This is a genomic window from Macrococcus brunensis, from assembly GCF_004359615.1.
In the GTDB taxonomy this organism is placed as follows: domain Bacteria; phylum Bacillota; class Bacilli; order Staphylococcales; family Staphylococcaceae; genus Macrococcus; species Macrococcus brunensis.
The window spans coordinates 1-23,408 of the sequence record NZ_SCWA01000001.1 but is presented as its reverse complement, the minus strand read 5'-3'; the positions used below and the strand labels follow the sequence as shown (position 1 = coordinate 23,408).

The following is a 23,408-nucleotide window of genomic DNA, read 5'->3' as shown; positions in this document are numbered from 1 at the left end:
ATTGAATATAACTCTTATCAAGAGTGGTGGAGGGATGTGCCCTATGAAGCCCGGCAACCGTCTTATGACATGGTGCCAATTCACATAAAGCATGAGCTTTAGAAGATGAGAGACGATGAACTCATTGCGTCTTTCTCTTTACGGGAAAGACGCTTTATTCATTTAAAGGAGGTACGTAAGTGATTACGTTAAATCAAGTAGTTAAGCAGTTTGCAACGAAGAAAGGAACGATTACTGCCGTTGATGATGTCAATCTGACGATCAACGAAGGTGAAATATATGGTGTCATTGGTTTTTCAGGCGCAGGTAAAAGTACGCTAATCCGTATGTTTAATGGTCTTGAAAAACCGACGACAGGTGATGTGGTTGTCGGTGGCGATAACATAGCAGAACTCAGTCCGACTGACCTTAGAAAGAAAAGACAGAAGATCGGTATGATTTTCCAGCATTTCAATCTGCTTTGGTCACGTACTGTATTCGATAATATCTCATTTCCACTTGAAATCGCTGGCGTCTCTAAATCGGAGCGTACGGCACGTGTCAATGAACTGATTCGTATGGTGGGGCTTGAAGGACGTGAAAATGCTTATCCTTCTCAGTTATCAGGTGGACAGAAGCAGCGTGTCGGTATTGCCCGTTCACTTGCGAATAACCCGACTGTCCTGCTCTGTGATGAAGCGACGAGTGCACTCGATCCGCAGACGACAGACGAGATTCTGGATCTGTTAGTCAACATCAATCGCCAGCTCAACCTGACCATTATTCTGATCACGCACGAGATGCAGGTCATCCGTAAAATCTGTCATCAAGTCGCTGTCATGGAAAATGGTCGTGTCGTGGAACAGGGACCTGTTATGCAGGTGTTTGAAAACCCACAATCCAGCGTCACGCAGCGTTTTGTCAAAGACGATCTGAAAGATGCTGAAGTCGAAGCCTCTATCGATGAAATCATGGCGCATTATCCGACAGGTGCAATCCTTCGACTGAAGTTTGTCGGTTCTTCTACGGGGCAGCCGATTGTCAGTCGCATGATCAGAAAATACGATCTGGATGCGAATGTACTTGCAGGGAACATCAAGCATACGCAAAACGGCTCTTTCGGCCATTTGATTGTACATGTTCCTGCACTGACTGCAGACGTCGAGAGAATGTTCGATGAGTTAAAGGTGCATGGTGTAGAAGCGGAGGTGGAAAGACGTGGATAATACAATGATGGACACGCTGAGAGAAATGTTCAGCTTTGAAAATGTGGTCTGGCCGGATGTCTGGGTCGCAGTCTATGAAACTCTTTATATGACGATTATCTCGGCCATCTTTACGTTTGTATTTGGTCTGATTATCGGAACGGCGTTATTCCTTGCGTCACGCAGTAAATCAAAAGGTGCTAAGATTTTCTATAACATCATGGCATTTTTCGTCAACTTGTTCCGGGCGATTCCGTTTATTATCCTGATTCTGCTCCTCATCCCGTTCACAAATGTCCTGATGGGCACGATCAGCGGGGTTAAAGGTGCACTTCCAGCCTTGATCATCGGTGCTGCACCGTTCTATGCTCGTCTTGTTGAAATCGGTATGAAAGAAATCGATAAGGGTGTCATTGAAGCAGCAGAAGCGATGGGCGCAAGCCGCTGGACATTGATCTGGAAAGTACTGCTTCGTGAATCGATGCCTGCACTTATTTCAGGTATCACTGTCACGACGATTTCGCTTGTCGGTGCAACGGCTATCGCCGGCGTCATCGGTGCAGGCGGACTCGGTAACCTTGCTTATTTAGTTGGTTTTACCCGCAGTCAGAATGATGTGATTTTAGTCTCAACTGTCTTTATTCTGCTGATTGTCTTTGCAATACAGTTTATCGGTGACTTCCTTGCGAAGCGCACGGATAAACGTTAAATATAAAAAACAAAGGAGAAAAACGATGAAGAAATTTTTAGTATTTGCACTCACTCTGTTATTCGCTGTTGTTCTGACAGCATGTGGCTCAGACTCAAAGGAAAGTGGTAAAGAAGATAAAACAATTAAAGTAGGCGCTTCACCAGCCCCTCACGCAGAACTGCTTGAACAAGTTAAACCAATCCTTGAAAAAGAAGGCTACAAGCTTGATATCAAGATCATCAACGACTACACAACACCTAACCGCCTGTTAAATGATGGTGAATTAGATGCTAACTTCTTCCAGCACACACCATACTTAGATACTGAAACAAAAGAAAAAGGCTACAAATTAGAATCAGCTGGTAACGTGCACATCGAACCGATGGCTGTATACTCTAAAAAGTATAAATCATTAGACGAATTACCAGATGGCGCTGAAATTTTCGTATCAAACAACCCAGCTGAAGAAGGTCGTTTCTTATCATTCTTCACGAAAGCAGGCTTAATTAAATTAAAAGAAGGAACAGACCCGGTTAAAGCGACATTCAAAGATATCGCTGAAAACAAAAAGAATCTGAAATTCAACAACAAGCAGGCAGCTGAATTCTTACCGAAATCATTTAACAATGGTGAAGGAGATGCGGTCATCATCAACTCTAACTTCGCTCTTGATAACAAACTGAACCCGGTTAAAGATTCTATCGCACTTGAAGATAAAGACTCACCATATGCTAACTTAATCGCTGTACAGAAAGGTCATAAAGACGATGCTAAAATCAAAGCACTTGTCAAAGCCCTTCAATCTGATGACGTTAAGAAATTTATTGATGAGAAATATAAAGGTGCAGTTATTGCTGCAAACTAATAGTTAACACTCAGCCTTGTGCTGAGTGTTTTTTATTTTCAATCACTCCACCACGATTCTCAATGAAATGGTCTCAATCCGTTTAACAATCATTCTGTTTACGTTATAATAATTGAGTAAATGAATTTAAGAGTCTTTGACTGTAAATTAAAATCATTATAAACTATTAAGAGTTTAAAATAATTATAATTCGTGGAGGGTACACAAATGGCATCAGTATTAGAGATTAAAGATTTACACGTTTCAATCGAAGGAAAAGAGATTTTAAAAGGTGTAAACTTAACAATCAAACAAGGTGAAGTTCACGCTATCATGGGACCAAATGGTACAGGTAAATCAACTTTATCATCAGCGATCATGGGTCATCCAAAATATGAAGTCACTCAAGGCGAAGTCTTACTTGATGGCGAAAATGTTCTTGAAATGGAAGTAGATGAACGTGCGCAGGCAGGTCTTTTCCTTGCGATGCAATATCCATCTGAAATCTCAGGTGTGACAAATGCAGACTTCTTACGTTCAGCGATTAACTCTCGTCGTGAAGAAGGTCAGGAAATCAACTTAATGCAGTTCATTAAAAAAATGGATAAACAGATGGAATTCCTTGAAATGGACCCTGATATGGCAACACGTTACTTAAATGAAGGATTCTCTGGCGGGGAGAAAAAACGTAACGAAATTCTTCAATTAATGATGTTAGAACCTAAATTTGCTATCTTAGATGAAATTGACTCAGGACTCGATATCGATGCGCTTAAAGTCGTATCAAAAGGAATCAATGAAATGCGCGGCGAAAACTTCGGTTGCCTGATCATCACTCACTATCAACGTCTTCTGAACTACATCTCACCAGACTTCGTACACGTGATGATGCAAGGTCGCGTCGTTAAGTCAGGCGGAGAAGAACTTGCTCAGCGTCTTGAAGCAGAAGGTTATGACTGGATCAAACAAGAATTAAACATTCAGGATGAAGCAGCTGAATAAGGAGGAACTGAAATGAGTGACATCAACTTAGAACAAATCAAAGGTTTATCACAATCAAAAAATGAACCTTCATGGATGACGGCTATTCGTGAAGATGCGTTTAACCGTTTAGATTCTATCGATATGCCTAAACCTGATAAAACGAGACTGGACCGCTGGAATTTTGACGTGACTTACCACGCAGCGGATAGCGATACTTTTGACGGTACAGACGCTCTGCCTGAAGAAGTGAAATCAATCATTGATGTTGAAGCGGTAGAAAACCTGTACGTTCAACATAACAACACGCCTGCTTTCCTAAAAGTAAACGACAAATTAGCAGAGCAGGGTGTCATCATTAAAGACATTCATTCTGCGATGGCAGAGCACGCTGAACTTGTTCAGAAGTACTTCATGACTGAAGGCGTTAAAGTCGATGAACATCGTTTAACGGCTCTTCATGCAGCACTGCTGAACGGTGGACTCTTCATCTACGTACCTAAAAATGTGGTCATTGAGTCACCCATTCAGATGGTTGTCTTACATGATGATAAAGAAGCGAACCTTTTCAACCATTTACTGATTGTAGCGGATACAGGTTCTGAAGTGACTTATGTCGAGAACTATTTATCAACAGTAGAAGAAGCAGCTGGACAACTGAACGTGATTTCTGAAGTTATCGCGAATGATAATGCTAAAATCACTTACGGCACGGTTGATTTCTTAGCGAAAGGCTTTACTGGACATGTTATCCGTCGCGGTATTGCACATAAAGATGCAACGATTGACTGGTCACTTGGTCTGATGAACGACGGTGACACAATCAACGATAATACGACTTACTTAATGGGTGATAACTCAACAAGTAACTTAAAAACTGTTGTAGTCGGTCGCGGTGAACAGAAACTGAACTTTACGACTCAGATTATTCAATATGGTAAAAACTCTGTCGGTCATATTCTGAAGCACGGTGTCATGAAAGATGCCGCATCATCAATCTTTAATGGTATCGGTTATATCAAACATGGTGCAACTAAAGCAGATGCTCAGCAGGAATCTCGTGTACTCATGTTATCAGAGAAATCTCGCGGTGATGCGAATCCAATCCTGTTGATCGATGAAGATGATGTAACAGCAGGACACGCAGCATCAGCAGGACGCGTGGATCCTATGCAGCTCTTTTATCTGATGAGCCGTGGTATCTCTCAAGCAGAAGCAGAGCGTTTAGTGATTCATGGTTTCTTAGCACCGGTTGTTAATGAATTACCGATTGAAGCGGTACGTCGTCAGCTGACAGATGTTATCGAGCAGAAAGTAGCGATTAAATAACAGAAAGGTCCTGATCTAATGGCACCATTCGATATTAATAAAGTTAAAGCGGATTTTCCAATCTTGAATGAAACAGTGAATGGACAACCGCTCGTCTATCTTGACTCATCGGCGACTAGTCAGAAGCCGGTGCAGGTCATTGATAGAATCAACCAGTATTACAATCATGAAAATGCGAACGTTCACCGTGGTGTTCACACACTCGGCACACGTGCAACAGATGGATACGAAGGTGCACGTGAAGCGGCCCGTCGTTTCATCAATGCACAGTATTTTGAAGAAGTCATCTTCACTCGTGGCACGACGACAGCGATCAACACAGTCGCACATAGCTATGGTGATATGGTGGTTGAAGAAGGCGACGAAATCGTTATTACACAGATGGAGCACCATGCGAATCTTGTACCATGGCAGCAGCTTGCTAAACGACGTAAAGCCGTCTTAAAATATATTCCGATGCAGGAAGACGGTACACTTGATTTACGTGACGTTGAAGCGACGATTACAGACCGAACTAAAATTGTCTCTGTAGCGCATGTGTCTAATGTGCTCGGTACTATCAATGACATTAAAGCGATTGCTAAACTTGCACATGATAAAGGCGCTATTATGGTATCAGACGGTGCTCAGGCTGTCCCTCACATGACAGTAGATGTGCAGGATTTAGATGTTGACTTCTATGCATTCAGTGGCCACAAAATGGTCGGTCCTACAGGTATTGGCGTCTTATACGGACGTAAGTCATTACTGAACAAAATGGAACCGATTGAATACGGCGGCGATATGATTGACTTCGTAGGTCTGCAGGACTCAACGTGGACCGAACTGCCGACTAAATTTGAAGCAGGAACACCTTTGATTGCTGAAGCAATCGGTTTACATGCAGCAATCGACTATTTGGAATCAATTGGTCTGGATGAAGTTCTGAAATATGAACATGAACTGACTTCTTATGCCTATGACAAAATGTCTGAGATTGAAGGACTTGAAATCTATGGGCCTGGTCCAGATAAGCGTGCAGGGTTGATTACTTTCAACCTTGCAGGCGTTCATCCTCATGACCTTGCGACAGCACTTGATTCTGATGGCATCGCTATCCGTGCAGGCCATCACTGTGCACAGCCTCTTATGAAATGGCTGAATCAGTCTTCTACTGCACGTGCAAGTTTTTATATTTACAACACGAAAGAAGAAATTGACCTGCTAGTGGATAGCCTGAAAAAAACAAAGGAGTTTTTCAGCTATGAGTTTTAACAATTTAGATCAACTTTATCGCTCAGTGATCATGGATCATTACAAAAATCCTCGTAATAAAGGGGTTATTGAAGATGGTTCACTGACGATTGATATGAACAACCCGACTTGTGGAGACCGCATTCGTCTGACGCTTGACGTGGAAGGCGATATTGTCAAAGATGCAAAGTTTGACGGCGAAGGATGTTCTATTTCAATGTCCAGCGCTTCAATGATGACCGAGGCGATTAAAGGTCATACCATCAGTGAAGCATTAGCAATGGGACATGAATTCAGTCAGATGATGCTTGGCAACGATTATGAAATTACAGAGGAAATGGGTGACATCGAAGCATTATCAGGTGTCGCAAAGTTCCCTGCGCGAATTAAATGTGCCACTCTTGCCTGGAAAGCACTTGAAAAAGGAACAAAAGAAGAAGAATAAGGAGTGAACCAAATGGCTAAAAAAGCACCAGATGTGGGCGATTACAAATATGGTTTCCATGATAAAGATGTATCGATTTTCCGTTCAGAACGTGGTCTGACAGAAGAAATCGTGCGTGAAATCTCTAAAATGAAAGAAGAACCTGAATGGATGCTCAACTTCCGTTTAAAATCTTTAAAACAGTTCTACAAAATGCCGATGCCGATGTGGGGCGGCGATTTATCAGAGCTGAACTTTGATGAAATCACTTACTATGTTAAACCATCAGAACATACAGAACGTTCTTGGGATGAAGTACCTGAAGAAATCAAACAGACGTTTGATAAATTAGGGATTCCTGAAGCAGAACAGAAATATCTTGCAGGTGTCTCTGCACAGTATGAATCTGAAGTTGTTTACCATAATATGCAGGAAGACTTAGAAGCGCAAGGCATTATCTTCAAAGATACTGACTCAGCATTACGTGAGAATGAAGACATCTTTAAAGAACACTTTGCATCAGTTATTCCGCCTGCAGATAATAAGTTTGCAGCGCTGAACTCAGCAGTATGGTCAGGTGGATCATTCATCTATGTACCGAAGAATGTTAAACTTGATACACCGCTTCAAGCTTACTTCCGTATCAACTCAGAAAATATGGGGCAGTTTGAACGTACGCTGATTATTGTAGATGAAGGCGCAAGTGTACATTACGTAGAAGGCTGTACAGCTCCTGTTTATACAACGAATTCATTACACTCAGCTGTCGTTGAGATCATCGTTAAGAAAGACGCATACTGCCGGTATACAACCATTCAGAACTGGGCAAATAACGTCTTCAATCTTGTTACAAAACGTACATTCGTTTACGAAAACGGTACGATGGAATGGATTGATGGTAATATCGGTTCTAAACTGACGATGAAATACCCGGCATGTTATTTACTTGGCGAAGGCGCACGTGGTATGACGTTATCAATCGCTTTAGCAGGTAAAGGACAAGTTCAGGATGCGGGTGCGAAGATGATTCATAAAGCACCCAATACATCTTCAACAATCGTCTCTAAATCAATTTCTAAACAAGGTGGTAAAGTCGTTTACCGCGGTATCGTTCACTTCGGCCGTGATGCTGAAGGTGCACGTTCTAATATTGAATGTGACACATTGATCATGGATAACGCGTCAACTTCTGATACCATTCCTTACAACGAAGTCATGAACGACAACATCTCTTTAGAACATGAAGCTAAAGTTTCTAAAGTATCTGAAGAACAGTTATTCTATCTCATGAGCCGTGGTATCTCAGAAGAAGAAGCAACTGAAATGATCGTTATGGGCTTCATCGAACCATTCACAAAAGAATTACCGATGGAATATGCAGTAGAGATGAACCGTCTCATCAAGTTCGAGATGGAAGGGTCAATCGGTTAATCCATACAAAAAAGACGAGTATCCTACTCGTCTTTTTTTAGTTTGTGAAAAATATGGTATCTTTATTAGCGAAATTGCGTTAAGATTTTTATGTTAACGACGACAGAAAGAAAGGAGACATCTTATGATTCAAACATTTATTAATTCAGAAGAGGGAACAATCATTAAGGCAGAACGATTCCAGCCGAATAACTGGATCAACATGACACAACCATCCCGAGATGAGATGGAAGAAGTAGCGGAGTATTTTAATATCCCGATAGAATTTCTGGAAGATCCGCTTGATCCTGAAGAAAGTGCCCGTATTGAATATGATGAAGAAACAAATAGTACATTGATCATCAATGACTTCCCGATTATAGATGAAAACATCAAGCAGACTTTATCATATATCACTGTACCAATCGGGATTATCTTAAGTAAAGGGTATATCATCACGATTTGTTCTCGTGAACATGAGATGTTCAACAAACTGATGAATCGTCGTTTTGATCTGCGCATGAAGTCGAGATTCCTGCTGGAAGTGCTGTTCACCGTCGCGACGATGTACAATAATACACTGAAGCGTCTGAACCGTGAACGTCTCCGGATTGAGAGTAACTTAAGAACGTCACTGACGAATAAGCAGCTCTATGAACTGATGGAGCTTGAGAAAAGTTTAGTATACTTCCTGACCTCACTGACGGCCAACGGAGATACGATTAAACGGATATTCCGTTCCCGTTCAATCAAGCTTTATGATGATGATAAGGAACTCCTTGAAGACTTGATGATTGAGAATACACAGGCTTTAAGCACAACCGAGCTGTATACGAATATCCTTGAGAGTATCGCTGGCTCTTATTCTTCACTTATCGGTAATGAAATGAATAATATCATGCGGCTTCTCACTTTAGTGACAGTGTTCCTGACTTTACCGACACTTGTCTTCAGTTTCTTCGGTATGAACGTTGATCTGCCGGAGTTGACGTGGTTAGGCACAGTATCAGTTGCGCTCATTCTGATGGCGTTGACTTATGTATTTCTCGTCAAGAAGAACATCTTTAAATAGCAGAAGGACTGAACAAAATAGTTCAGTCCTTTATTTTTGATATTCACCTAGATATTGTTCTTTTTCATTGAACAGTGTCGGATAGCTTAAGAAGCCAACCATCACACTTGATAAGGTGGCTGCAGTTAACAGCAGGAAAAGAATGAGCAGCTGGAACTGAACGGCTACAATAGGGTCTGCCCCACCTATAATCTGCCCGCTCATCATACCCGGAAGTTGTACAAGACCCATCGTTTTCTGGCTTTCAATCGTCGGTATCATCGAGCTTTTAATAGCGGACATCAGACTTCTATGAATCGCCTGTTTATTCGTACCTCCGAGTGATAAGATTAGTTCAATCTGTTCATCGTTATTGCGAATTTCACTTAAGAAGCGATTCAGGAACAGAAGAGATAGAACCATAGAGTTACCGATAACCATACCGCTGATAGGAATGACATATCGTGCTTCAAACGGAATGATATGGAAGCCGAGCATGATGCCCATCGTTATCACTTCCACCGTGACCAGTGTCACAACTATTTTCCACGTGATGCCTTTGATGCCCTTGCCTTTTTTAATGATATTCTGGGTCGCTGCTGTGATCATCAGCAAAATCATCAGCAGAATATAGATGGGATGATTACCTTCAAAGACAAATGTCAGAATATAGCCGACGATAAAGAGCTGAATAGTACTGCGTATAGTTGCAATGACAATATCTTTTTCAAGACCGAGTTTCAAGTAAGCGCTCAGGACTAAAGGAATAATGACGAAGATGATCGTCAGACTAAGCTGTAGAATGGTCATAGTTCTTCTCCTTCAATAAATTCTCTGACCGCTGGAACGTCACTATGCAGCAGCGTATTAGAGTCACCTGTATGTTCTACACGACCGTCTTTCAGCATAATATAGCGGTCTGTCGCACGGACTGCCTGATCAACGTCATGCGTAATCCAGATAATGGTGACTTGCTGACTCTTATGAATAGAATGGATAAGTTTTTCCACTTCTTTCACACTTCTTGGATCCAGGCTCGAAGTGATTTCATCGAGCAGAAGAACGCGTGGTTGATTGACGAGTGTGCGTGCGATAGACAGACGCTGACGCTGGCCCCCTGATAATGATTTGATGTCCTGTGTCAATGGCACATCTTCTAAATCAACCTGCGCGAGGAGACGGACCGCTTCTTCTTCTTTTAGTGCATCTCCAGCAATGGTTCTTGGGAGATTAAGATTATCAAAGACAGTACCTGGCAGCATCGGCGCACTCTGCAGAGCCATGCCGGCATGGCGTCTAAGGTCCAGCAGGTTCATAGTGGATACAGGTTTGTCATTGAAATAAATTTCTCCTGAAGTCGGGCTATGCAGTCCGTTCAGTAGTTTAAGTAGAGTCGTTTTGCCTGCACCTGATGGCCCGATGAGTGCGGTGATTGTAGCGGAAGGAAACAGGCAGGAAATGTCATGCAGAATATGATGATCATTACGAATAACATTAATTTTCTCAAATTGGATGGTCGTCATTTTAAGGTTCCTTTCTAGGGAGTGTCATGCCTACTTATGATATGATTAGGCTAGGTGATAATGATGATAAATATAGGATTAACCGCCTGGTCGGATCATGATACATTATATCCTGAACTGGCGAATAAAAAAGATAAATTGTATACATATGGCAGTTATTTTCCGACTGTAGAACTGGATGCGAGTTATTATGCCGTGCAGCCAGAACGAAATATACGTAAATGGATCAGTGAGACGCCGGACCGTTTCAAGTTCGTCGTTAAAATCCACCAGGCATTGTCTGGACATGCAGAAGTAGAGCAGTATGCAGATACAAGAATCCAGCTGATTGAACAGTTTAACTTGATGGTGGGTCCGTTGATTGAAGAAGACCGGCTCGCTATGGTACTGGTTCAGTTCCCACCCTGGTTTGACTGTAATACCCAGAACATTAATTATATACTATATTTGAAGCAGCACTTGCGAGAAATGCCTATCGCTATCGAATTTCGTCATGATAGCTGGTTTACGGGGGAGATGACAGAAAATACACTGCATTTTCTTTATGAGAATAAACTGATTCATTCTGTCTGCGACGAACCGCAGAGTGGTCACGGTTCAATTCCGATGGTGAATAGGGTGACGCACCCGATTTCGCTTGTCAGACTGCATGGCAGAAATGTTGCAGGCTGGACAAAGAAAGATATGTCGGATCAGGAATGGCGGGATGTTCGCTATTTATACGAATATAATGAGGAAGAATTGCAGGGTCTGGCAGCGAAGTTCAGAATACTCGATCAGAAAGCAGAAGAAGTGTATGTCATCTTCAATAACAACTCAGGTGGACACGCAGCAGGTAATGCCTTGCGGATGAAAGAGATTCTGGGAATTGATTATGATCATTTGAATGCACAGCAGCTGTCGCTGTTCTAAGGAGGACAAGATGTCTATCGTACTACTTATATTACTTGGCGTCGGCTCAGCTATTCTTGGCTCTTTAGTTGGGCTTGGCGGTGGCATTATTATCGTACCGTCTCTGATCTTTTTAGGAGGGGCAGGGCTCTTAGCGGGCATCACCCCGCAGACAGCGATTGGGACGTCGACCGTCATCCTCATTGCGACCGGATTATCTGCTTCAATCGGTTATATTAAAGCAAAACAAGTCGATATCAAGTCAGGATTTCTGTTTTTAATTGGTATTATTCCAGGCGCAATCGTAGGTGCATACCTCAGTCATTTTCTGACATTAAAAAGCTTTAATCTCTACTTCGGATTGTTGATGATTTTCATGAGTATCGTGCTGATGTTCCGGGATAAAATTAAACCGATCAAGCTTTTTCAGAATCCAGAACGCATGCGCACGTTCACTGATGCGAAAGGGCAGACCTATGAATACAGTATTGCACCTGTTCCTGCGGTCATTGCAACGTTTTTTGTCGGCTGTCTGACCGGTTTGTTTGGTATTGGGGGCGGCGCACTGATGACACCGCTGATGATTATCGCGTTCAGATTCCCGCCGCATATCGCAGTCGGCACCAGTATGCTGATGATCTTATTCTCCAGTCTGTCTGGTGCTATCAGCCATATCGTACTGGGAAATGTTATCTGGCATTATGCGATTATTCTGGTCATTTCCAGTTTTATCGGTGCGACAATTGGTGTACAGATCAATAGACGCGCAAAATCAGAGACAGTCGTTCTGATACTGAGACTTATCATGCTGGCACTCGGTGTCTATCTGATCATAAAAAGCATGATCTAAAGGGGAGATTAAAATGGAAATCAAACTTTATCATACAAATGATATTCACAGTCATCTATCGACATTCAATAAAATCATCCGCTACTTGAAGGACCGGCCAGATGATAGTTATTATGTCGATCTTGGTGATCATGTAGACAGAAGTCATCCTTATACTGAAGGGACACTTGGTAAAGGAAATGTTGAGCTGCTGAATGAAGCGCATGTCAAAGTAGCAACTGTCGGGAATAATGAGGGCATCACGTTGACGCATGATGACTTCAATGCGCTTTATGATCAAGCAGACTTTGAAGTGACATGCTGCAACTTGTTCGATATGGAAGGACGATTACCCCGTCATATCAAACTTAATGTCATCGATGAGTTTAATGGAATTAAGCTCGGTTTTATCGGGGCGACAGCAGAGTTCACACCTTTTTATAAGGCGCTCGGCTGGCAGGTTACAGAGCCGCTGGAAGCCATTCGAGAGCAGGTAGAAGCAATTCGTAGTGAATGTGATGTTGTCATCATCTTGAGTCATCTGGGTATGTTCGCTGATCGTCGTATTGCTGATGAAATCCCGGGTATTGATCTCATTCTTGGTGCTCATACCCATCATCATTTCGAAAAAGGTGAACGGGTCAATGGTGTCCTGATTGGTGCGGCAGGTAGATATGGTGAATACATCGGTGAAATCAAGCTGAAATTTGACGAGGGTCATCTTGTTCAAAAAGACGCGAGACTGATTGAAACAGATGAACTGGCGAATAGTGAAGATCATTATTATGAGGATGGCCGTGCACTTCTCAGCGAAGTCATCCATCAAAGTCCGGTCAGTCTGCCGAGACGACTGTATAGTGCATCATACGCGACAGCACTCCTGGCAAATGAGCTGAGAGTGGAACTGGATGCAGACTGCGCATTGATTAATTCAGGGCTGATCGTGCAAGGTTACGAAGGCGACAGTTTAACCAAATATGACCTGCATAAGATGCTGCCGCATCCGATCAATCCTGTTAACATCACGCTGTCCGGACGAGAACTGAAAGAAGTCATCGCCATGAGCAGTAAGCATGAGTTCCGTGATGAAATCGTCAAAGGATTTGGCTACAGAGGCGACGTCTTCGGTATGTATGTGACGGATCATATCGGTTATATTCAGTCTGAACGTAAGTTTTTTGTAGGCGATCAGCCAGTGGATGACCACAAGTCTTATACACTGGCGACCCTTGATATGTATACGTTTGGACGTTTTTTTCCGCAGTTCGTTCAAAACGAAAAAGAATACTTTATGCCTGAGTTTCTGCGGGATGTCATGGAGCTGGCACTTAATAGAAGATTTTCATGAGCCGGACATTTTATTTTAAATGACTTTGAGTTATAATTAATGGATATCGGAGGGATGTATTGTGGCGACAAGAAATGAAGAGATTTTGAGAAAACCTGAATGGTTAAAAATAAAGCTTAATACGAACCAGAACTATACAGGACTTAAGAAAATGATGCGCGAGAAAAACCTGCATACGGTATGTGAGGAAGCAAAATGTCCGAATATCCATGAGTGCTGGGGTGAACGTCGTACTGCGACTTTCATGATTCTCGGTGCAGTCTGTACACGTGCGTGCCGTTTCTGTGCAGTTAAGACGGGCCTGCCGAACGAACTTGACTTAAATGAACCGGAACGTGTAGCAGAATCAGTAGAACTGATGAACTTAAAACACGTGGTTATCACAGCAGTTGCCCGTGATGACTTAAAAGACGGTGGTTCTGAAGTCTATGCAGAGACGATTCGTAAAGTACGTGAACGCAATCCTTATACAACAATCGAAGTGCTTCCATCAGATATGGGCGGCAGCTTTGATAACTGGGAGCGCCTCATGAATGCGCGTCCTGATATTCTGAATCATAATATCGAAACAGTCCGTAGATTGACGCCAAGAGTTCGTGCGCGTGCAACTTATGACCGCTCTCTTGAAGTACTGCGTCGTTCTAAAGAACTGCAGCCGGATATTCCGACTAAATCAAGTCTGATGGTCGGCTTAGGAGAGACTTGGGACGAAATCCTTGAAGTAATGGATGACCTGCGTGCAAATGACGTGGACATCATGACAATTGGTCAGTACTTACAGCCTTCTCGTAAACATATCAAAGTTCAGAAATATTATTCACCGCTTGAATTCGGTAAACTGCGTAAAATCGCGATGGATAAAGGTTTCAAACACTGTCAGGCTGGTCCTATGGTACGTAGTTCTTACCATGCAGACGAGCAGGTAAATGAAGCAGCGAAACAACGTCAGGCACTCGGAGAAGCTTAATGAATGTGAGAGCAGGCGATCACTATTTTGAGATAATGGTCGATCATAAGAATGCTTTCAATCAGGAACAGTTTGAGACGCGTTATTCAGAAGTACTTGATAAATATCCTATTATAGTAGGAGATATCGGTTATGAGCAGCTGCGTCTGAAAGGTTTCTATGAAGATAAAAATAAAAAAGCGGATATCAACCGTAGATTTTCAAGCATCCAGGATTATCTGCTCGAATACTGTAACTTCGGCTGCGCCTATTTTGTCTTAAGACGACTGACGGCCCATGAAGTGATTCGTAATGAAGCTGAAGATGTCGAAGTTGAAGTTAAGGAAACTTCAGTAGAAGAGCTGGAGATGGATGCAGTCAAAGTAGAAGAGCCGGTGGAACATACACCGGCTCAGGAGACTGAGGATCTATCGACTGGTAAAACACTAAAAGATTTTTTAAAGTAACTGCCTAGGCAGTTACTTTTTTTTAATGTATGACGTCATTTAAAAATTCTGTTACTTCTTCGGCTTCAGCTTCACTGATACCGAGCACATAAGCAATATAACCTTCTTCCTCCAGATCATCACGACCGATTATACCGAATTTATTGGACTGTGTATTCAACACAATGGTTTTGCCATAATGCCGGTCAGTCTGGATAAGTGTTAAATCGTGACGAGATTCGCCGAGAAAACTGACGAAGCGGACATTCGCCTTCTCTGAGTCATCATATAAGAACATATCTATCATAATATCCCTCCGTCTCAAGTATATCAGTAATGAAGGTGATAAGAAAATTTGTTAAACTAGGGATGGAGGCGATAACATGTATTTTGTAGACAGAGATGAACTCGCATTAAAACTCAATTATATTACCCGGCTGACAGCTGATTTCACCGCTGCAGAAGGCTACGCGCTTGAACGTATCTGTCATATGCTGATTGAAAGCACGGTCGATGTCGGCAATATGATGATAGATGGCTTTATTATGCGTGATCCGGGCAGTTACCAGGACGTGATTGATATCATGGAGATGGAGAAAGTGATCACAAGTGAGGATGCTAAGAAGATATCAGCGACGTTGCCGATGAGACAGTGGATGGTTCGTGACTATACACAAATTGACCATAGCAGACTGAAGTCAGCTTTCAGTGACAATCTTGACGCTTATCAAAACTTTCAGCATGCCGTAGAATCATTTATTGAACGCGAACTTGGACCTGTGTCGGCATTCGGAAAAGGAGGCAGCCATGAAAAAGTATAAAGGGTATCTGCTGGATCTTGACGGGACGATGTATGCGGGAACACGCGTGATAGAAGGGGCAAAGGAATTTATTGACTATCTCTATCAAAATGAGCTGCCTTATTTATTTGTGACGAATAATGCTTCAAAAACACCAGACGAAGTAGCAGCGAAACTGACAGGCATGGGTTTCCCGTGCACGGCTCAGAACGTGGTGACGTCTGCCATGGCAACAGCGATGTATATTGCTGATGAAAAGCCAGGCGCTCGCGTTCACTGCGTCGGCGGAAAAGGAATCAGACAGGCGCTCACTGACGAGGGGCTTGAAATAGTGGACGACATCGAAGCAGATTATGTGGTCATCGGTCTCGATGTAGATATCACTTATGACAAGCTTGCGAATGCAGCACTTGCCATCCGTAATGGTGCGACATTTATTTCAACAAATCCGGACCGTACTTTGCCGAGCGAGCGAGGACTGCTGCCTGGGAATGGTGCACTAACCAGCGTGCTGACAGTAGCGACAGATGTAGATCCTATCTTCATCGGCAAGCCGGAAGTGCATATCATGAATAAAGCGGTAGAGATGATTGGACTGCCAAAAGAAGATCTCGTCATGATAGGGGACCTTTATATGACAGATATTCTGTCGGGTATCAATAGTGGGATTGATACGCTGCATGTCCAGACCGGTGTCTCTACATATGATGCGGTGATGGCAGAAGAAGTGCCGCCGTCATATTCTGTCAAAAACTTGAATGATGTCATTAAGATCTATCAGGAGGGAACAGAATGAAAGTTTTAGTTACGAGACAAATACCAGAGCGTTTTATTGAAGACCTGAAAACAGTCGCAGATGTTGAGATGTATCATGAAAAACTCAAGGCGATGCCAAGAGAAGAACTGCTTAATGAAAGTCAGGACGCAGATGTAGTGATTACGATGATGAGTGATCAGATTGACCAGGAGTACTTGGATCATTGTCCTAAGCTGAAAGCTGTCATTAATCTCGCAGTCGGTTACGATAACATCGATGTAGATTATGCCAGGGATAAAGGCATCATCGTCTGCAATACGCCTGATGTCCTCACTGAAACAACTGCGGAGCTCGGTTTTACCCTGATGCTTGTAACAGCGAGACGCATCATTGAAGCGGCACATTTAGTGGAGTCAAGAGAGTGGAAAGGCTGGGAGCCGTACTTGATGGCAGGAAAAGATGTCTACAGAAAATCAGTCGGTATATACGGCATGGGTTCTATCGGTACTGCCTTTGCCAGACGCTGCAAAGGATTTGATATGGATATCATGTATCATACCCGTTCAAGACATGAAGAAGCTGAAAAGGAACTGGTCGCGAAATATGTGTCATTCGATGAGCTCTTAAAAACAGATTATGTCGTCTGTACAGCACCCCTCACAAAAGAAACAGAAAATATCTTCAATAAAGAAGCATTTCAGAAGATGAATGATGACACAATCTTCATCAATATTGGCCGCGGCGGCCATGTCGTCGAAGAAGATTTACTCGAAGCTGTCCAAAATGGTGAGATTTTAGCGGCTGGCCTTGATGTGCTGCGTCAGGAGCCGATCAAAGAAGGACATCCTTTCTTGAAAGAAAAGAATATCGTTGTCTTACCGCATATCGGCAGTGCGACCGTGGAAACACGCGACGCCATGATTCAGCTTTGCGTGGATAATGCAAAACACATTGTAAACGGCGAAGAACCTAAAACGCCTGTAAAATAAAAATAACCTGGAACTTAAAGTTCCAGGTTATTTTTTATGACTATTATTTTTTAAGAAGTAATGCACCGACAGAAAGTGCAGCACCTGCAACCATGCCGAGCATCTTCACTTTAGGATTTGCAGCAGTGCGGTTGCCTTCACGTGTGCGGGCAGCCTTGCTTGGAAGTTCAATAGATGATGCTTTGTCTAAGTCACCGACATCTGTCTGAACTGGATCGATGATACCTTGCTCTTTTTTGAGCTGTTCAAAGCTTGTACCGAATCCTTTAACAAACTTCGTTAGAACGATAGACCCTTCAACGAAATCTTTATTTGTCAGTACATTGAGAAGACCTAACCAGCCGAGTGGTTTACTCTGGTTATATTCAGTCGATAATTTCAGACCTTTATTGAACTTTAAGATCATCGGTTCAATCTCATCAAAGTTGAATTTACCGAGTCCTTGGACAAGTAAGAGACCATTACGGATCGCTTTATCTGTTTCTGTCTCGTTAACTGCTTTTAACACACGAGTCAGAATCGGATCGCTTTTAGCAAGTCCAGCATTTAAGGCGTTGATGACTTCGTGGTCATCCAGCTGGTCAAGAAGGCGGAACAGTTTGTGCAGTGTGTCTTTATGCATGATCAGCTGATCTTCTAGTTCACGTAGTTCTTTTGCGCGAACGGCTTCAACATCGACTTCTGTTCTTCTGATTACTGTAGTAGCTTGAGCCATTACTTACCACCTCTTCTTTCTTTAACGATTGTACCAGGGAAGACATAATCACGACGTTCCCATTTCTTCTGAACATTGACGCCCATCTGAGGTACGCGATGACCATAACGGAAGTTTGTTTTAGGGAGTGGTGATTTACCACCTTTATCTAAAATAATCAATTTCGCTTTTGTTTCTTTGTATGCTGGTGTTGATGTATCTTTATCAGCGATAGAACTTGAAAGTAAGTTGATGGCTGCGTCGCCTGAATCGTTCATTGGTAAGTAAACCTCTTTACCATAAACGCGGTCAGTGACAACTGTCTTCACATCGACACGGCCGTATGGAGACTGCAGACGTACTAGTGTACCATCTTCTAAGCCGCGTTCTGCTGCAAGTTCATGAGAGACCTCAAGGAAAGCACCTGGTGTTTCAAGTACAAGTCCTTCGACTTTATAAGTCATATTACCTTCATGGAAGTGTTCAAGCAGACGTCCGTTGTTGACGTGAATATCATATTCTGCCGGATATTCTGTTGGTTCTGTCCAGTCAACTGGTGCGAAACGAGCTTTCTTATCATCGAACGGGAAGCCGTCTGTGAAAAGAAGAGGTGAGTCAGTACCATCTTCGTGTACTGGCCATTGTAAACTCTTGAAGCCGTCAAGGCGTTCATAGTTAACACCTGAATAAATAGGTGTCAGTGCAGCGATTTCGTCCATAATCTGACTTGGATGTGTGTAGTTCCAGTTTGCACCGAGTAAGTTAGCGATCTCCTGGATGATAATCCAGTCAGGTTTAGAACCTTCAAGCGGCTCCATGACTTGATACAGACGCTGAATACGACGTTCTGTATTAGAAAATGTACCTGTTTTTTCGAAGCTTGGTGCAGCAGGTAAGACAACATCTGCATATTCTGCTGTTTTAGAGAAGAAGATATCCTGTACAACCATGAACTTCAGTTTTTCGAAACCAGCACGAACGTAGTTGACGTTAGAGTCAACGATACCCATGTCTTCACCTTTTAAGTACAGGATATCAAGTTCGCCGTCATGCATCGCATCAACCATCTGGTGGTTGTTCTGTCCTTTTTCAGGATTCAGTTCACGACCCCATGCTTTGCTGAACTTCGCAAGCGCTTCTTTGTCGTCAATCTTCTGGTAGCCTGGTAAGTGAGTTGGCATACTACCCATGTCACTCGCACCTTGTACGTTGTTGTGGCCGCGAAGCGGATAAGCACCAGCACCTGGCTTCATGTAGTTACCTGTTGCAAGTAAGAGGTTAGAGATCGCTGTAGAAGCGTCACTACCGCCACGTTGCTGTGTGATACCCATTGCCCACATGACAACTGTTGATTTTGCTTCATGAATCATATTAGCGACTTTAATAATTTCTTCTTTAGTCAGACCTGTATGCTGAACAGCATAATCAATCGTATATTTCTCAAGACCTTTAACCAGTTCATCAAAGTTGTTGACGTGTTTTGCGATGAACTCTTTATCATGCCAGTCATTGTCGATGATATATTTAGTGACCGCATTTAACCAGACTAAGTCAGAAGCTGGGTTAGGACGGATGAACATATCAGCACGTTCAGCCAGTTCATGTTTACGGATATCAGAGACAAGAATCTTAGACCCGCGCACTTTTTGTGCACTTTTCACACGCGTTGCGATTACTGGGTGAGCTTCTGCAGTATTTGTACCGATACCGATGATCAGTTCTGCACTGCCGATATCTGTGATAGAACCAGAGTCACCGCCGTAACCGACTGTGCGCCATAAGCCCATTGTAGCTGGAGACTGACAGTAACGTGAACAGTTATCGACGTTATTTGTACCGACAACAGCACGAGCGAGCTTCTGCATTAAGTAAGATTCTTCGTTTGTACATTTAGAAGAAGTGATAAACGCTAAACGTTCTGGTCCGCGTTTTTCAATTGTTTCTTTGAAGTTCTTAGCAATCAGCTCGTAAGCTTCTTCCCAAGATGCTTCGCGGAATTCGTTGCCTTCACGTACTAAAGGTTTTGTTAAGCGCTCACCTGAGTTGACGAAATCCCAGCCGAATTTACCTTTGACACATGTAGAAATCTGGTTTGCAGGAGATTCAGGCGTTGGTTCTACTTTTAGAATGTCACGGCCTTTAGTCCAGACTTCGAATGAACAGCCGACACCACAATAAGTACAGACTGTCTTTGTTTTTTTGATGCGGTCTTCACGCATTTCTGCTTCGATATCAGAAATAGCCATAAGAGGTGTGTAACCCGTTTCAACGGCTTTAGTGACTTCTACAGCCGGGCGGAATGCATCTTTCAGCATGCCCGTTAAGAAACCAGCTTCGCCTTCCATGCCGACTTCCATCATGGCATTACATGGACAGACAGTTGAACAGTGCCCACAGTTGACACAAGATGATTCGTCGATAAGTGTAGAACCGTTTCCGTCCCAGATAACGCGTGGACGTTCAAGTTCCCAGTCAATCATTAATGTTTCATTAACCTGGACATTTTGACAAGCCTGTACACATCGACCGCAGAGGATACATTGGTCAGGATCATAGCGGTAGAATTTACCGCGATTGACAGGTGCACCTTTAGGAGACTGATGTGTCGCCTGGTGATCGATTTTTAATTTTTTAACCGTATTATGGACTGTACAGTTACCGTTGTTAAAATCACAGACTGTACAGTAAAGTTCGTGGTTGCGTAAAACGCGGTCCATTGCGATCATCTGTGCTTCGAATGCTTCGCTTGTACCCGTTCTGACGACGTCGCCTTCATTTAACTGAGTGCTACATGAACGCACGAGTTCCCCGTTAACCTCAATAATACATGCGTCACATGTTTCGATTGCTCCAAGATCCGGATGATAACACAGAGCAGGTACTTCAATACCTTTGAATCTTAAATAGTCTAGAAGATTGGCTTCCGCTGGCACTGCCATTGGCTGGCCATTTAAAGTGATTTGGATTGTTCCAGTCATAACTTCACTCATGTAATAACCCCTCTCAAAATTGATGAAAAACTTTATGCCTACCTTAATTATAAGTTTTTACAGGATTTATACAATGTAAACCCTTAAATTAATTAAAATTTAACCAAATATATGGATTCAAAAGAAAAAGAATGGAACATTCCATTCTTTAAAGGGTTTTAACTATAGAGGGGTCTGTATGAAAAGCATTGGTTTCTATTTCAAAACCTAAGTCCTGAATCATCTGGTAATCCTCTTCATTAGGCTGACCATTTGTCACAAGATAATCGCCTACAAAGATAGAGTTGGCGATATAAAGACTGAGAGGCTGCAACGAACGTAAGTTCACTTCACGACCGCCAGAAACACGGATTTCCTTCGTCGGATTGATCAGGCGGAAAAGTGCCAGGATCTTCAGACAGCGATTAGGTGTCAGTTCATCTTTATCCTGGAACTTCGTCCCTTTAATGGCATGGAGGAAGTTCACTGGAATACTGTCTGCGTCTATTTCTTTAAGTGCAAAAGCCATATTGACGATGTCTTCATCTGTTTCACCCATTCCGCAGATGACGCCGGAACAAGGAGAAATGTGATGTGCCTTCATGATTTCAATCGTTTTGACCCGGTCCTGATAACTATGCGTCGAAACAACCTCATCGTGGTAGCGTTCGCTCGTATTGATATTATGATTGTAGCGGTCAACACCTGCATCTTTCAGTTTCTGCGCTTGGTCTTCTGTCGACAGTCCGAGACAGGCACATATTTTCAGTGAAGGATGGAGTGACTTGATCGATTTCACTGCATCTGTGACCCGGTCGACTTCCCGGTTCGTCGGTTTACGGCCGCTCATAACAATGCAGTATGTACCGACCTGGTTGTTGACGGCCGCTTCAGCACCTTCTATTAACTTCTCCTCATCCACAAGTGCATACTGACTGCAGCCGGTATCAGCTTTGACAGACTGACCGCAATACCCGCAGTCTTCAGCACAAAGCCCGCTTTTTGCGTTTAAGATCATATTCAGTTTGACAGCATTCCCGTAGTAGTGGTGACGAATCTGATAGGCATCATCAATTAAAGCAAGTATTTTTGAATCAGGTGTCTGTAGTACGTTGAGTGCTTCTTCCTTTGTTAAAGTGTAGCCATTCATTACTTTTTCAGCATATTGCATCATAATCCCCCTAAATGTAAACATAAAATAATAATAGGTTAACATTTAGTGTTTGACAATAATAGAATAAAAAAAGACCACTCCGAAGAGTAGTCTTAAAATACTTGTTCAACTTCTACGATGCCAGGCACTTCTTCTAACAGCGCACGTTCGATACCTGCTTTAAGCGTAATAGTAGAAGAAGGGCATGTACCACATGCGCCTAGTAAACGTAGTTTAACGATACCATCTTCTACGTCAACAAGTTCGCAGTCACCGCCGTCACGTAAAAGGAATGGACGTAATTTATCAAGCACTTCACTGACTTGATCAAATTGAGTTTGTTGTTCAGTCGTCATAGTAGACTCCTTTCTTTATTCACTTACTGTATAGTATAATCACTATAGCATAGTTTATACAATTATTTAAGGGGGTTGCACATGGAACAAGTAAAAGTAAATATTTACGGTGCAGATGTTGTCTGCGCAAGCTGTGTCAATGCACCAACATCTAAAGATATCTACGACTGGGTACAGCCGAACTTAAAGCGTAAGTTCGATCATCTGGATTTTACTTTCAACTATATCGATATCAATGATACTGAAAATCACTCAGATTATGATCAGTCTATCGTTGAGCGAATTCAGGACGATGAACTTTTCTATCCACTCATTACAATGAATGATGAAATTGTTGCGGATGGCTATATTCAACTGCCACAGCTGACGAAGTATGTTGAGCAGCATTTCGTGAAATAAAATATAAAAGCATCGGCTCTTTTGATAGGAAAAGCGGACTGACCCCAATTAATGGGACAGAATAAAAAACACTCTTGTTGAATTCATATAAAATGAATTTGATAGGAGTGTTTTATTATGCAGAGAATTGCTTATTCAAGTGAAGTTAAATGGAAATGTGT

25 protein-coding genes and 1 riboswitch are annotated in these 23,408 nt (G+C 42.6%); of the genes, 18 read left to right on the top strand and 7 right to left on the bottom strand.

The window, feature by feature from the left end; translation table 11 throughout:
* Positions 1-11 precede the first annotated feature (11 nt).
* Positions 12-112: riboswitch (SAM riboswitch) on the top strand.
* Between the two features lie 67 nt (positions 113-179).
* From ERX27_RS00125 to ERX27_RS00085, 9 genes are all read left to right on the top strand, one after another.
* Positions 180-1,205: a methionine ABC transporter ATP-binding protein gene (locus ERX27_RS00125; protein WP_133430781.1), complete on the top strand. Its 1,026-nt coding sequence runs from the start codon at positions 180-182 to the stop codon at positions 1,203-1,205.
* Positions 1,198-1,893, top strand: a complete 696-nt coding sequence (locus tag ERX27_RS00120; RefSeq protein WP_420827904.1) for a methionine ABC transporter permease — start codon at positions 1,198-1,200, stop codon at positions 1,891-1,893. The genes ERX27_RS00125 and ERX27_RS00120 overlap by 8 nt, the downstream gene beginning before the upstream one ends.
* Before the next feature lie 25 nt (positions 1,894-1,918).
* Positions 1,919-2,740, top strand: coding sequence for a MetQ/NlpA family ABC transporter substrate-binding protein (locus tag ERX27_RS00115; RefSeq protein WP_133430780.1), 822 nt, complete (start codon positions 1,919-1,921; stop codon positions 2,738-2,740).
* Positions 2,741-2,947: 207 nt separating this feature from the next.
* Entirely contained in the window at positions 2,948-3,721 is a 774-nt protein-coding gene (gene sufC, locus ERX27_RS00110) for a Fe-S cluster assembly ATPase SufC (RefSeq protein ID WP_133430779.1), read from the top strand.
* A 12-nt stretch (positions 3,722-3,733) separates the two neighbouring features.
* Positions 3,734-5,029 carry a Fe-S cluster assembly protein SufD gene (gene sufD / locus ERX27_RS00105; RefSeq protein ID WP_133430778.1) on the top strand — a complete coding sequence of 432 codons (1,296 nt, stop codon included), beginning with the start codon at positions 3,734-3,736 and terminating at the stop codon, positions 5,027-5,029.
* 18 nt (positions 5,030-5,047) lie between these two features.
* On the top strand, positions 5,048-6,283 hold the full coding sequence (locus tag ERX27_RS00100; RefSeq protein ID WP_133430777.1) for a cysteine desulfurase: 1,236 nt from the start codon (positions 5,048-5,050) through the stop codon (positions 6,281-6,283).
* Positions 6,273-6,707, top strand: a complete 435-nt coding sequence (gene sufU, locus ERX27_RS00095; RefSeq protein ID WP_133430776.1) for a Fe-S cluster assembly sulfur transfer protein SufU — start codon at positions 6,273-6,275, stop codon at positions 6,705-6,707. The genes ERX27_RS00100 and sufU overlap by 11 nt, the downstream gene beginning before the upstream one ends.
* A gap of 12 nt (positions 6,708-6,719) precedes the next feature.
* Entirely contained in the window at positions 6,720-8,117 is a 1,398-nt protein-coding gene (gene sufB, locus ERX27_RS00090; RefSeq protein ID WP_133430775.1) for a Fe-S cluster assembly protein SufB, read from the top strand.
* Positions 8,118-8,241: 124 nt separating this feature from the next.
* Positions 8,242-9,168, top strand: a complete 927-nt coding sequence (locus ERX27_RS00085) for a magnesium transporter CorA family protein (protein ID WP_133430774.1) — start codon at positions 8,242-8,244, stop codon at positions 9,166-9,168.
* A gap of 30 nt (positions 9,169-9,198) precedes the next feature.
* Here the strand turns inward: ERX27_RS00085 and ERX27_RS00080 are convergent, their stop codons facing one another.
* Together ERX27_RS00080 and ERX27_RS00075 are read right to left on the bottom strand one after the other, a co-directional pair.
* Positions 9,199-9,957, bottom strand: a complete 759-nt coding sequence (locus ERX27_RS00080) for an ABC transporter permease (protein ID WP_133430773.1) — start codon at positions 9,955-9,957, stop codon at positions 9,199-9,201.
* Positions 9,954-10,670 carry an ABC transporter ATP-binding protein gene (locus tag ERX27_RS00075; protein ID WP_133430772.1) on the bottom strand — a complete coding sequence of 239 codons (717 nt, stop codon included), beginning with the start codon at positions 10,668-10,670 and terminating at the stop codon, positions 9,954-9,956. The genes ERX27_RS00080 and ERX27_RS00075 overlap by 4 nt, the downstream gene beginning before the upstream one ends.
* Before the next feature lie 63 nt (positions 10,671-10,733).
* Here ERX27_RS00075 and ERX27_RS00070 point away from each other — a divergent pair, with 63 nt between their 5' ends.
* The 5 genes from ERX27_RS00070 (at position 10,734) to ERX27_RS00050 (ending at position 15,151) form a co-directional block, all read left to right on the top strand.
* Positions 10,734-11,582, top strand: coding sequence for a DUF72 domain-containing protein (locus ERX27_RS00070; RefSeq protein ID WP_133430771.1), 849 nt, complete (start codon positions 10,734-10,736; stop codon positions 11,580-11,582).
* A 10-nt stretch (positions 11,583-11,592) separates the two neighbouring features.
* On the top strand, positions 11,593-12,411 hold the full coding sequence (locus ERX27_RS00065; protein WP_133430770.1) for a sulfite exporter TauE/SafE family protein: 819 nt from the start codon (positions 11,593-11,595) through the stop codon (positions 12,409-12,411).
* Between the two features lie 13 nt (positions 12,412-12,424).
* A complete protein-coding gene (locus tag ERX27_RS00060; RefSeq protein WP_133430769.1) occupies positions 12,425-13,738 on the top strand; it encodes a bifunctional metallophosphatase/5'-nucleotidase in 1,314 nt (437 codons plus the stop codon).
* 61 nt (positions 13,739-13,799) lie between these two features.
* Positions 13,800-14,705, top strand: coding sequence for a lipoyl synthase (gene lipA, locus ERX27_RS00055; RefSeq protein ID WP_133430768.1), 906 nt, complete (start codon positions 13,800-13,802; stop codon positions 14,703-14,705).
* Complete coding sequence (locus ERX27_RS00050) at positions 14,705-15,151, top strand: YutD family protein (RefSeq protein WP_133430767.1); 447 nt, start codon at positions 14,705-14,707, stop codon at positions 15,149-15,151. The genes lipA and ERX27_RS00050 overlap by 1 nt, the downstream gene beginning before the upstream one ends.
* Positions 15,152-15,173: 22 nt before the next feature.
* Here the strand turns inward: ERX27_RS00050 and ERX27_RS00045 are convergent, their stop codons facing one another.
* Positions 15,174-15,437: a DUF3055 domain-containing protein gene (locus ERX27_RS00045; protein ID WP_133430766.1), complete on the bottom strand. Its 264-nt coding sequence runs from the start codon at positions 15,435-15,437 to the stop codon at positions 15,174-15,176.
* A 76-nt stretch (positions 15,438-15,513) separates the two neighbouring features.
* Between ERX27_RS00045 and ERX27_RS00040 the strand changes: the two genes are divergently transcribed.
* From ERX27_RS00040 to ERX27_RS00030, 3 genes are read left to right on the top strand one after another with little or no spacing between them, the layout of a single operon-like run.
* Positions 15,514-15,951, top strand: coding sequence for a DUF86 domain-containing protein (locus ERX27_RS00040; protein WP_133430765.1), 438 nt, complete (start codon positions 15,514-15,516; stop codon positions 15,949-15,951).
* The gene (locus tag ERX27_RS00035; protein WP_133430764.1) at positions 15,938-16,726 is read left to right on the top strand and encodes a TIGR01457 family HAD-type hydrolase; all 789 of its coding nucleotides are present in this window, start codon (positions 15,938-15,940) and stop codon (positions 16,724-16,726) included. The genes ERX27_RS00040 and ERX27_RS00035 overlap by 14 nt, the downstream gene beginning before the upstream one ends.
* Entirely contained in the window at positions 16,723-17,676 is a 954-nt protein-coding gene (locus tag ERX27_RS00030) for a 2-hydroxyacid dehydrogenase (protein WP_133430763.1), read from the top strand. Before ERX27_RS00035 ends, ERX27_RS00030 begins: the two co-directional genes overlap by 4 nt.
* Positions 17,677-17,719: 43 nt before the next feature.
* On the opposite strand, the gene ERX27_RS00025 is transcribed toward ERX27_RS00030, so the two are convergent.
* The 4 genes from ERX27_RS00025 to ERX27_RS00010 form a co-directional block, all read right to left on the bottom strand.
* Positions 17,720-18,391, bottom strand: a complete 672-nt coding sequence (locus ERX27_RS00025) for a helical membrane plugin domain-containing protein (protein ID WP_133430762.1) — start codon at positions 18,389-18,391, stop codon at positions 17,720-17,722.
* The gene (fdhF, locus tag ERX27_RS00020; RefSeq protein WP_133430952.1) at positions 18,391-21,348 is read right to left on the bottom strand and encodes a formate dehydrogenase subunit alpha; all 2,958 of its coding nucleotides are present in this window, start codon (positions 21,346-21,348) and stop codon (positions 18,391-18,393) included. The genes ERX27_RS00025 and fdhF overlap by 1 nt, the downstream gene beginning before the upstream one ends.
* A gap of 160 nt (positions 21,349-21,508) precedes the next feature.
* Positions 21,509-22,516: a biotin synthase BioB gene (gene bioB, locus ERX27_RS00015; RefSeq protein ID WP_165983037.1), complete on the bottom strand. Its 1,008-nt coding sequence runs from the start codon at positions 22,514-22,516 to the stop codon at positions 21,509-21,511.
* Positions 22,517-22,605: 89 nt separating this feature from the next.
* On the bottom strand, positions 22,606-22,848 hold the full coding sequence (locus tag ERX27_RS00010; protein WP_133430760.1) for a NifU family protein: 243 nt from the start codon (positions 22,846-22,848) through the stop codon (positions 22,606-22,608).
* Between the two features lie 81 nt (positions 22,849-22,929).
* Here ERX27_RS00010 and ERX27_RS00005 point away from each other — a divergent pair, with 81 nt between their 5' ends.
* Positions 22,930-23,247: a YuzD family protein gene (locus ERX27_RS00005; RefSeq protein ID WP_133430759.1), complete on the top strand. Its 318-nt coding sequence runs from the start codon at positions 22,930-22,932 to the stop codon at positions 23,245-23,247.
* Positions 23,248-23,408: the final 161 nt, after the last annotated feature.